The sequence below is a fragment of the Nostoc sp. genome, assembly GCF_036919595.1.
Classification (GTDB): domain Bacteria; phylum Cyanobacteriota; class Cyanobacteriia; order Cyanobacteriales; family Nostocaceae; genus Nostoc.
Window position 1 is genome coordinate 1 of the sequence record NZ_JBALCO010000164.1, and the last position, 7930, is coordinate 7930.

The following is a 7930-nucleotide window of genomic DNA, read 5'->3' on the forward strand; positions in this document are numbered from 1 at the left end:
AGCATGGTCTTAATCTCCTCGAAGTTATTACTGATGCTTTAGAAGGTAATGTCTCTGTTTTCCTTTCCTCTATTACTACTAGCTAGGCAGTTACGGAATTACAAGTAATTCGCCAGACATGAGATAAGTGTCAAGTAAAGGCGATAACACTACTCCTGATATCAGTCTGGCGATCGCAATAATGAGTGAGTTAAACTGCATATAATTAGGAAAATTTGCATCAGATTATACTCAGGGAGTACTTGAAATTTTATGCCAGTAGCCATTCACGCCACAGAGAAAGCACTATTAAAGGTTTTTAATAACGACTTCGCGTTTTCCATACCGGCTTATCAGCGTCCTTATGCATGGACAAAAGACCAAGCAAGTGAGTTGTTAACTGATTTATTGTCTTTTTTAGGGGATGGTTCAGAAGCTGTAACTGATGCCAACCCTTATTTTTTAGGAAGTATAGTTCTGATTAAGAGTGAAGATGCTCCTAAAGCAGATGTAGTGGATGGTCAGCAACGTCTGACGACGATTACAATTCTTTTATCTGTTTTACGAAGTTTATTCAGTGAAAAGAATGCATCAAGACTTACAAAATATATTTATCAAGAAGGCGATGAGTTTGAAGGAACATACGATTGTTATCGCCTTAAGTTACGAGAAAGAGATGAAGATTTTTTTCGTTACTATGTACAATGCGAAAATGGGTTAGATAAACTTTGTAAACTTGATACTTTCCAGTTAAGCGATAGTCAAAAAAACATTAAAGCCAATGCAAGTTATTTCCTTGAGCAATTAGGTCAACTTTCTGAGCAACAGCGAAGTCGTTTTAGTCACTATTTAATGACGTGCTGTTTCTTAGTAGTTGTTTCCACGCCTGATCTTGACTCAGCTTATCGCATATTTTCTATTCTCAATGCGCGTGGTTTAGATCTCTCGCTCAGTGATTTCCTTAAATCAGAGGTTATTGGCTCAATTCCTCCATCTCAACAGGAAAAATACACAAAAATCTGGGAAACTGAAGAAGAAGATTTAGGTCGAGAGAAGTTTCAAGAACTATTTGCCCATATCCGCATGATTGATCGTAAGGCTAAACCGCGTAAGACAACTCTTAAGGAATTTCGCGAAGATATATTGCCTAAGATAGAGCCACAGAAATTTATTGAGGAAGTATTAAAGCCTTATTCTGATGCTTTAGAAATTATAAATACAGCAAATTACCGAAGTGATAAAGATGCAGAAACGATTAATTCTTTGCTTCGATGGTTGAACCAAATAGACAACTTTGATTGGATTCCGCCAGCAATTCTCTATTTTTCTAAAAATAGCCACGCTCCTGAGAAATTAAAACAGTTTTTTACTGATATTGAGCGATTAGCAGCAGGCTTATTCATTTTGCGGGCAGATATTAACGACAGGATCGGACGATATGCTAAACTTCTTGCTGCTATTGAAGAAAATGTCGATTTATATGCACTTGAGTCACCTTTACAGCTAACTCCTCAAGAAATCAATCGAATTATTAAAACGCTTGATGGAGATTTATATCTGATCAAGCGAATTAGACAATATGTTCTTCTGCGCCTTGACTCTACACTTTCTCAAGGGGAAGCGACTTATGAATATCCAGTTATTACGGTTGAGCATGTTCTTCCTCAAAATCCCAGTGAAGGGAGTATATGGCTTGAATGGTTCCCGAATGATGAGGAGCGTATTCAGTATGTGCATCGTATAGGTAATTTGACGTTGCTCTCTCGAAAGAAGAATGCTGAGGCGCAAAATTACGATTTTGATAAAAAGAAAAAGAAGTATTTTCTTAACAATACAAGTATCGTGCCTTTTGTTCTGACAACCCAAGTTTTACAGCAATCTGAATGGACTCCAGCAGTTATTGAGCAGCGACAAGAAGATTCTTTGCAAAGCCTGAGAAAAATATGGCGGCTGTAAGTGCGATCGCTAATCTTATCGATTGAGTTAACGCTAGAAAGCATCGACTTGCAAAAGTCAATTTTCTGAAAATGAAAACACAGATGGATACAGATAAACACTAATGATTTATCTGTATCCATCTGTGATTATCTGGTGTCAATACCTGGGAATTAAACGATTAGACTTGTTGTATTCCGGGACGACCATCTTCAACCACAAATGAAGCCCGCTTACTAATCGTGCCAAATGGAGTTGTGACGTTTGATAAAACTAGATAATCTGTCTTGCAGGTTGTGGGAGTCAGCGCACAGCGAACATACCCCCGTTGACCGTTGAAGAACTTAATGTGTGGATTATCGGGTAAGTAAGCTTCAACTGCTGGGCTGCTGTCTGCCCCATCTCCACCGGAAGTTATTGAAGTACAGACGAATTCACTCCCGACTGTAGCAGATTCTGGATTGTTAAAGTCAGCCTTTAAATTCATTGCCCAATTGGAATGGATATCGCCTGATAAGACGATTGGATTAGATGGTTTGCGCTGTTCTAAGAAACGCATGAGGCGATCGCGGGAAGCCACATAACCATCCCATTTATCCATACTGTAGGTTCCGCCTTCCCCTGGTTTCATGTCTATCTGAGCAACTACAACTTGCTGGGCCAAAACGTTCCACTTAGCCTGTGAGCTATTTAGACCATCATATAGCCAATTTTCCTGACGCTTGCCAGTAATCGTTGCATTCGGATCTAAATTTTCTGGGCAACGTTCTTTAGTGCCATCACCACATGGCTGATCGGTGCGATATTGGCGGGTATCTAGAACATGGAAGGTGGCTAAGTTACCAAAGGAAAGCCGACGGAAAAGTTGCATATCGGGGCCAACGGGACGCGAGAAGGGGCGCAGTGGCATATGTTCGTAGTAAGCCTGATAGGCAGCAGCCCGCCGCTGGAGGAAGATTGCCCGATTCTGGTCTGGTTCAGTATCAATTTCTGAGATGTCGTTGGCGTAGTTGTTTTCCACCTCATGGTCATCCCAGGTAACAATCCAGGGAAACGCTGCATGAGCTGCTTGCAGATTGGAATCGGTTTTATAGAGGGCGTGACGGTTGCGGTAATCTTCTAAAGTCACAATTTCTGCACTGTTATGCTGTCTGGGGCGATTCTTTGAAATTCCTCCTTCATAGATGTAGTCGCCAACATGTACTACCAAGTCGAGGTCGTCCTGGGCAATATATTTGTAGGCAGTATAGTATCCCTGCTCATAGTGCTGACAGGAGACAAGGGCAAAGTTTAATTTATTTAAGTAGCCACCTGCTAGAGGAGCTGTACGAGTGCGACCAATGGGGCTAGCTTCTTGGCCGACAAGAAACCGATACCAGTACCAAGTATCAGATTGCAGTCCCTCTACCACAACTCGAACTGAGTGAGCTAGTTGTGGAGTTGCCAGTACCGTACCTCTGGAGACAATGCGCCTCATATCGGGATCAGTTGCCACTTCCCAGCGAATTGGCACATTAGCAGGTAGCATTCCACCTCCGTTTAAGGGTTCGGGAGCTAGACGAGTCCAGATCACTACGCTGTTAGGATAGGGATCACCCGACGCTACACCCAAAGTGAAAGGATAATTAGAAAATCTGCTTCTAGCGATTGCTCTTTGATCAGAAAATTGGTTAGCGATCGCCAAACCAGACAATGCTCCTGCCCCGATAATTAAATTGCGTCGCTTGATTCGACTGTGTAGGAACTGCTCAAAATTCCGGTAATCTACCATTCTCTACTCCTGACTAACAGGTAAGTTAAAACGCAGCAACAGCTAACACGAAGAAGGCAGGGTGGCCTTAGGCAAACTTAGTAACTAACTCCCTTACCTAAATCAGGTTTTAATTCCCAATTTTTTCTTCTGGCATCAATGTCTTAGATGTTGTTTTGCCACATCAAAGCATATTAGCAAGAGATTAATCCTTGGCAAAGAAAGCATTAATATCAACTTAACCAAGGTTAGATTTTAACCTTTTTCATTGATGTTACTTTTCTCTTCATCATCCAGCCCAGACTACAAGCAAAGAGAGTGCCAATTAAGGGCGTAGGTTCAGGTATTTGTGTATACGAAACTTTACCTGATATCGGTTTAGCATCTGGAGAAGTTCTAGAGAAAATTGTAAAATCATTACCAATTATTTCGTAACTTATAGAACTGGAAGGATTAGATTTATCGTTGAACAGATAATCTAATGCTAAAGATTGTCCGGTTAAGAACGTAGTTGGAAATACCAGGGGAAATTCTGGATATTTGGTATCATCTTTTTCAGTATAAACAGTAGAGTCACCGTTAAATTGGAATGAGAGTGACTTAATGGTAGCTACAGGATTATCTTCATCACTGAAAGTTGAGTCATCAAAGCTAAAAAAGCCATTTCCCTTTGTGACGGGACTATCAACTGTGAAAGCGTAATTAATAATTGCAGCAGATACATATTTTGCATTTACAGTAGCAAAACTTAAAGTTAAAGTAGCAGCAAGCACTAATCGTGGAACCAATTTCATCTCAATTTTCCTCACCATAAACTTCTGTAAGCAATGCACACTGCAAGGTATAGAAATAGTTTGTTTCTAACTTACTTATTTCCAAATGGCTATTCATCACTGTTCTAATCAGTGATAAAAATTAATGCTTTTTACCTTTTTCGGAAAAATCAATAAGTCTCCAATTATTTGGAGTCACCCTATTTTATAATCATGAGTTTAAGCAAACTTTAATTAGAGGTAAAATCAAATCAAATTTCAATTTTCCAATGAAAAACTTAATCAATAACTAATACTAATTATTTGTGAAACTGAATAATAATCAGACTTTGCCAAGCTTGGGACTTGAGCAAATCGTTCTATGCAACCTCACAGGTAATCGGTATAAGATATTTATGTTAAAAATTTTGAAGTTATTGTTACACATAGAGTTTCAGCCCTATCCTTGAAGGTTGGTAGCGCTGATCCGAAAGGTAAAAAGAGTTGGTGCGTTAGCCTACGGCATAACACAACGCCAGTTGCTACAACGGATAGCGCAGCGTTAGCGAGTCATCGAGCATCGGGAACCTCCGCAACGCACTGGCTCCCCTACGAGAATACTGGTTAATCTCTTATTGTTCTAACATTTGGAAGAATCGGGTAAAGTAATCTGGAAAGGTTTTCGCTGTACAGCCAGGATCTTTAATTACAATTCCTGGAACCTTCAACCCAGTGACAGCAAAAGCCATCGCCATCCGATGATCGTGATAGGTTTCAATCGCCGCTGGGGTAATCGGGCCAGGCTCAATTTTCAGTCTATCTGCAAATTCTTCAACCTCAACTCCTAGCCGACGCAACTCTGTGACAACAGCTCGAATTCGATCGGTTTCCTTATATCGAATATGTTCCACATTGCGGATGGTAACAGGTGAACTGGCAAAGGGGGCGATCGCTCCTAATGTTTGCACTAAATCTGATATATCATTCATATCAATGTCGATGCCTTGCAATTGCTTCGGCCCCGTCACTTCCGTGTAATCATCCGAATCTTTAATTTGGCAACCCATCTGTTCTAAAACATTTAGCCACAGAATATCACCCTGACACGATTGTTTGGTCAAATATTTGACGCGTACCCGTCCACCCGTGACGGCGGCGGCGGCAAAAAAGTAAGAAGCATTTGACGCATCAGGTTCTACTGTGTAATGTCGAGCTTGGTAACGTTGACCCGCTTTAATCTGAAATTGATTATCGCCGATTTGAATCACCTCTACGCCAAAATCTTCCATCAGACGACAGGTCATTTTGATGTAAGATTGAGAAACTAATGTCCCCTCAACCTCAATGCTAGTATCTTGTTGAGCATAAGGCGCAATCATTAGCAATGCTGAAAGTTGCTGACTTGTTTGGTTCGCTTTCAAGCGAAAATTTCCGCCAGCGAATTGCCGACTATAGAGGGTATAGGGCATAAACCCGGAATTTCCCTCAAAGTTAACGGTTGCTCCGCCCGCTTCCAGCACCGTCAGCATGTCACCCATCGGTCGTTCTCGCATCCGGGGAACGCCATCTAGGCGATATTCGCCGTTCCCCAATGCCACCAACGCCGAGATAAACCGTGCTGCTGTGCCTGCCAAACCCACAAATAAATCTGCTTGTTTAGCTGGAATATCGCCTCCTCTTCCCGCCACTTGGATCTGTGCCTGATGAGGATTCAAAGTAATCGGAATGCCCAATTGCTCTAAGCATTTGGCAAAATACTCGCTGTCTTTACTAAATAAGGCATTTTCTAAAATGGAGTCACCTTGTGCCAAAGCAGAAACAAGCAACGCCCGATTGGTAAGACTTTTAGAACCGGGAATTTCTACCGTGGCATCCACTGGCCGATTTAAAGCAGGAATTGCAATGGTATCCACGTTAAACCTCTACGTAGGCGGTTAGCTACAACTTTATATATTGCCATATTGTGACCAAAAGGAGCAGGGAGGACAGGGAGGCAGGGGAAGAAGAACTATTGATTATTGCCCAATGCCCCATGCCCAATAGTTCCTAGTTGAAAAGTCAAATCTGATCTTGCTTTTGGAAATACTTTATTTATTCACCTGACTAATTTAGAACCCAGGCATTATCAATATGAAATGGATTAAACCATTCCTATATTTTTAGAAATGTTGGTTCTCAAAATGCGCTCAATATACAGTTATTGGCATTCATGTTAATTTAGCTACCAGAATTGAGTCTTATACCGTAGGAGGACAGATTTTAATTTCCGAAAATACCTGGAAAGATACCAATATTGACCTCCAAATTGCTGGACAACTACAACATCTTTTTTAATAGAAGGGCTATAGGGAGAAGACTGCGACTCCCTCACGGCTAGGCGTCTATGCAATTCTCAATGCACTCCGTCAGTCTAAGTGAGAATTAAGGCTTCAATAGGGCATCAATATTGAAATGGTAACGAAGGAAGGTGTATGTAAATACGGTCAACTGAAAAAGTAAATAGTTTAACTTTTTTTAAAATAGTAGCAATTGTTGCTGATAGAACCAGGCGATCGCGGTAATATCTTGAACTTAAGCCTGATCAAACTCTAAATAACTCTAACTCTGACCAAATAATTAATAATTCGTAATTTATGGGATAGAGGAACTAACTTGAGTTATGGAGATAAAAATATGATTTCTTCTCAAACTGAGATTAAATTACATCCAAAAGACAGATGACGAACCTAAACAACTTTCAAAGATTAGTAGAACTTGCAAATGATCATGGAATTATTTGCCAGCCCACACCAGAAGAATGTTTGATTGGCTCCTTGCCTGGAGACGATGATTTCTTATTAGCTTTTACTTGGTCTGGTACAGTTGAAGGAGAGCCACCAGAGCATGAATTAATAGCAATTAGTGTACAGGATATAGTCAAAGAAGTTACAGTTGCTGCTTGGCAGATTCCTATTTATTTATTTGGAAACGTTTTAAGGCAGGCTCAGATGCTTGTCGCTGCCCATAAAGATTTTGTTAGTTAGCAGACAAGCTTTAGCTAAAAATTCCTATCCTTGTCCACTGTGGCAGGGATTTTTATTTGGACTACTGCGCCCAAAGAAGAGTTGCTGACACTCGATGTCAGCTTTAAATATTTATAAAATATTCTCTAAGCTCGACTTTATCCAAAATTAAGAACTCAGTTTTCTTTATCCGGCCAAAACCCTGGCTTTTTGGCAAATACTTTTTCCCCGTCACAGATTATCAATGAAGTTAAAAAAGTAAAACTACTGTCCTACAAAGGTTTTAGCGATAGTGAGCCTGTTGCGAAAAAAATGGATAAAGTCGAGCTAAGGTTATTGGTGAAAACGTTGCAGTCTAATGTTTCTACACTGCAAGGTTTATTATTGAGCGATGCCTGCGGCGGGCTACGCCTACGCACTCAATACTTTTCGGTTAAGCCTAAAAACGGGTAAATTAAGAGTTGTACCTGAAAATCAGCAGCTAAATGCAACTCAAAAAATTTTCGTTGGTC

Annotated in this window: 5 protein-coding genes and 1 pseudogene; 3 read left to right on the plus strand and 3 right to left on the minus strand. The window is 40.6% G+C overall.

Going from position 1 to position 7930, the window contains the following annotated elements; all coding sequences use genetic code 11:
• Nucleotides 1–252: 252 nt before the first annotated feature.
• Entirely contained in the window at nucleotides 253–1935 is a 1683-nt protein-coding gene (locus V7K21_RS25460) for a DUF262 domain-containing protein (RefSeq protein ID WP_335178156.1), read from the plus strand.
• Nucleotides 1936–2095: 160 nt separating this feature from the next.
• On the opposite strand, the gene V7K21_RS25465 is transcribed toward V7K21_RS25460, so the two are convergent.
• The 3 genes from V7K21_RS25465 to aroA all read right to left on the minus strand — a co-directional run bounded on the left by V7K21_RS25465 (nucleotide 2096) and on the right by aroA (nucleotide 6329).
• Entirely contained in the window at nucleotides 2096–3685 is a 1590-nt protein-coding gene (locus V7K21_RS25465; protein WP_335178158.1) for an alkaline phosphatase D family protein, read from the minus strand.
• A 227-nt stretch (nucleotides 3686–3912) separates the two neighbouring features.
• A complete protein-coding gene (locus tag V7K21_RS25470; RefSeq protein ID WP_335178160.1) occupies nucleotides 3913–4458 on the minus strand; it encodes a PEP-CTERM sorting domain-containing protein in 546 nt (181 codons plus the stop codon).
• 590 nt (nucleotides 4459–5048) lie between these two features.
• A complete protein-coding gene (gene aroA / locus V7K21_RS25475; protein WP_335178162.1) occupies nucleotides 5049–6329 on the minus strand; it encodes a 3-phosphoshikimate 1-carboxyvinyltransferase in 1281 nt (426 codons plus the stop codon).
• Nucleotides 6330–6594: 265 nt separating this feature from the next.
• On the opposite strand from aroA, the pseudogene V7K21_RS25480 reads away from it, so the two are divergent.
• A pseudogene (locus V7K21_RS25480) lies at nucleotides 6595–6738 on the plus strand (adenylate/guanylate cyclase domain-containing protein); the annotation flags it as partial.
• 395 nt (nucleotides 6739–7133) lie between these two features.
• Entirely contained in the window at nucleotides 7134–7439 is a 306-nt protein-coding gene (locus V7K21_RS25485; RefSeq protein WP_298909598.1) for a hypothetical protein, read from the plus strand.
• Nucleotides 7440–7930: the final 491 nt, after the last annotated feature.